Below are 2,993 nucleotides of genomic sequence, written 5' to 3'. Positions count from 1 at the left end.
GTCTCTTGGGTACTCGACTGCCGAGCACTAACGAACGTGAGCCCTCCACTGGCGTGTTCCTCCCTGTCGGGAAGAACGACCCCGGAGTGGGATTCACGAACTTCTCCGTTCGAACAAGAAAGCAGCACTATCGTGACGCGCACTTACACCCCTAAGGCCGGCGAGGTCCAGCGTGACTGGGTCGTCATCGACGCCACTGACGTCGTTCTCGGCCGCCTGGCTTCGCACGCCGCCACGCTCCTGCGTGGCAAGCACAAGCCCACCTTCGCCAACCACATCGACTCGGGTGACTTCGTCATCATCGTGAACGCCGACAAGGTCGCGCTCACCGGTCAGAAGCTCCAGAAGAAGCTGGCCTACCGCCACTCGGGTTACCCGGGCGGCCTGAAGTCGGTCACCTACGCCGAGCTCATGGAGAAGAACCCGGTCCGCGCTGTCGAGAAGGCCATCCGTGGCATGCTCCCCAAGAACAGCATCGGCCGTCAGCAGCTGTCGAAGCTCAAGGTCTACGTCGGCGGAGAGCACCCGCACGCCGCTCAGCAGCCGAAGACGTACACCCTCGACCAGGTCGCCCAGTAAGCGCCGTAAGACTTAAAGGACATACTCGTGGCTGACATCCAGGACACCACCGAAAACCCCCAGAACTTCTCGACCTCGACCCCCGAGACCGAAGCAGTCGAGGCGGCTCCCCGCCCCGTGCTGAGCGTCCCGGGCGCCGCAGTCGGCCGTCGCAAGCAGGCCATCGCCCGCGTGCGTCTCGTCCCCGGCTCGGGAACGATCACGGTCAACGGCCGCACGCTCGAGGACTACTTCCCGAACAAGCTGCACCAGCAGCTGATCAACGACCCGTTCACCATCCTCAACCTCGCCGGCGGCTACGACGTCATCGCGCGCATCTCGGGCGGTGGCCCCTCGGGTCAGGCCGGTGCACTGCGCCTCGGTATCGCTCGTTCGCTCAACGGCATCGACGAGGAGAACAACCGTCCGACCCTGAAGAAGGCCGGCTTCCTCTCGCGCGACGCTCGCGTCAAGGAGCGCAAGAAGGCTGGACTCAAGAAGGCCCGCAAGGCGCCTCAGTACTCGAAGCGTTAAGGTCAACCGCTCCGATGCCGATCTTTGGCACGGACGGTGTGCGAGGACTTGCCAATGGCATCCTCACCGCCGACCTCGCGCTCACCCTGGCCCAGGCGACTGCTGTCGTCCTGGGCCAGGGCCGTACTGCGGAGGCTCGTAAAGCCGAAGGCAAGCGACTCACCGCAGTCGTGGCCCGCGACCCCCGGGTCTCCGGTCACTTCCTCACCGCTGCCGTCTCTGCAGGACTCGCGTCCTCCGGCGTGGACGTGCTCGAGGCCGGAGTCATCCCGACACCGGCTCTCGCGTTCCTCGTCGCCGACCGCGACGCGGACTTCGGTGTGATGATCTCGGCCTCGCACAATGCGGCTCCCGACAACGGCATCAAGATCTTCGCCCGCGGCGGCGTCAAGCTGCCCGACGTCGTCGAGCAGCGCATCGAAGAGGCGATGGCCGGCGACAAGCTGCGACCCACGGGTGCAGGCGTCGGCCGGATCGATCGGTTCTCCGACGCGGAAGACCGCTACGTGGTGCATCTGCTCGGTTCGCTGCCGAACCGTCTCGCAGGCATCAAGGTCGTGCTCGACTGCGCGCACGGCGCGGCATCCGGAGTCTCGCCCGAGACCTTCCGCGACGCCGGCGCCGACGTCACCGTGATCGGTGCAGACCCCGCCGGCTGGAACATCAACGACGGCGTCGGCTCGACACACCTCGACCAGCTCGCAGAAGCGGTCGTGCGACTCGGAGCCGACATCGGCATCGCGCACGACGGCGACGCCGATCGCTGCCTCGCGGTCGACGCTCAGGGCAACGTCATCGACGGCGACCAGATCATGGCGATCCTCGCGGTGTCGATGAAGGAACGCGGGCACCTGACCGACGACACCCTCGTCGCCACGGTCATGAGCAACCTCGGACTGCACGTCGCCATGCGCGAGCAGGGCATCACCGTGCGGCAGACCGCTGTCGGCGACCGCTATGTGCTCGAAGACATGAACCGGGGCGGCTACGCCCTCGGCGGCGAGCAGTCCGGGCACGTGATCATGAGCGAGTACGCCACCACCGGTGACGGCCTGCTCACGGGCCTGCACCTCGTGGCCGAGATGGCTCGGAAGAACAAGTCGATCGCCGAACTCGCGAGCGTCATGAAGGTCTACCCGCAGGTGCTCGTCAACGTGCGCGATGTCGACAAAGACGCTGTGGGCGCCGACCCCGTCGTGCAGACGGCTGTGCGCGAGGTCGAAGCCGAACTCGGCGAGACCGGTCGCGTGCTGCTGCGCAAGTCCGGCACTGAGGCTCTCGTGCGGGTCATGGTCGAGGCGGCTGACGCCGATTCCGCCCACGCCTACGCCGACCGTCTGGTCACCGTGGTGCGCGAGCGACTCTCGCTCTGAACCGTCGAACGCGCCGCGCGGCACTGACCTCAGGTCAGCCGCGCGGCGCGTTCCAGTTCAGCTGCTCGATGTAGCGCAGCAGCACACCCTCTCGCAGAGCCCAGGGCGACACCTCGAGCTCATCGATGTCGAGCGCGGTCATCGCCGTGTGCAGCGACACCGCGGCCGCCACGATCTGGAACGTGCGGTCGGCCGTGATGCCCGGAAGCTCCTGGCGAGCGGATGCGGGCAGACGTGCGAGTCGGGGAATCCACGACCCGAGCGAGGCGCGGGGCAGCACCATGCGCTGGATCCCCGACCACCCGGGCACGGGGTAGCCGGCGAGCTTCGCCAACGAGCGGATCGCCTTGGACGATCCGACGACATGGTCGGGTGCGGGCAGTGCGGTGAACCGGGGGAGCACCTCGGCGAGGGTGGCCGTCGCGTGCTCACGCAGCCGCTCGACGTCGTCTTCGCCCGGCGGGTCGTTCGGCAGGAACTGCACGGTCATGCGACCCGCACCGAGGGGCACGGATGCCGCGGCATCCG

3 protein-coding genes and 1 pseudogene are annotated in these 2,993 nt (G+C 67.3%); 3 read left to right on the top strand and 1 reads right to left on the bottom strand.

The features are described 5' to 3' along the window. Positions 1-132 precede the first annotated feature (132 nt). Genes rplM through glmM form a run of 3 tightly spaced genes read left to right on the top strand, consistent with a single transcriptional unit; the run spans position 133 to position 2,465 of the window. The gene (rplM, locus tag J7E68_RS01270; RefSeq protein WP_045253410.1) at positions 133-579 is read left to right on the top strand and encodes a 50S ribosomal protein L13; all 447 of its coding nucleotides are present in this window, start codon (positions 133-135) and stop codon (positions 577-579) included. A gap of 27 nt (positions 580-606) precedes the next feature. After that, positions 607-1,092 (top strand): 30S ribosomal protein S9, encoded by a 486-nt coding sequence (gene rpsI, locus J7E68_RS01265; RefSeq protein ID WP_215169132.1) that lies wholly within the window; start codon positions 607-609, stop codon positions 1,090-1,092. Positions 1,093-1,106: 14 nt separating this feature from the next. Further along, the gene (gene glmM / locus J7E68_RS01260; protein ID WP_215169130.1) at positions 1,107-2,465 is read left to right on the top strand and encodes a phosphoglucosamine mutase; all 1,359 of its coding nucleotides are present in this window, start codon (positions 1,107-1,109) and stop codon (positions 2,463-2,465) included. Between the two features lie 34 nt (positions 2,466-2,499). Here glmM and J7E68_RS01255 read toward each other — a convergent pair. Beyond that, positions 2,500-2,993, bottom strand: a pseudogene (locus tag J7E68_RS01255) (Ppx/GppA family phosphatase); the annotation flags it as partial.

This window comes from Microbacterium sp. ISL-103, assembly GCF_018613995.1.
Lineage (GTDB): Bacteria > Actinomycetota > Actinomycetes > Actinomycetales > Microbacteriaceae > Microbacterium.
The sequence above is the reverse complement of the archived record's forward strand: the minus strand, read 5'-3'. Positions and strand labels throughout refer to the sequence as shown.

What these genes read in the sequence shown, in the direction of transcription:
- glmM (WP_215169130.1), top strand. Translation starts at nt 1,107, where the DNA reads ATGCCGATCTTTGGCACGGACGGTGTGCGAGGACTTGCCAATGGCATC.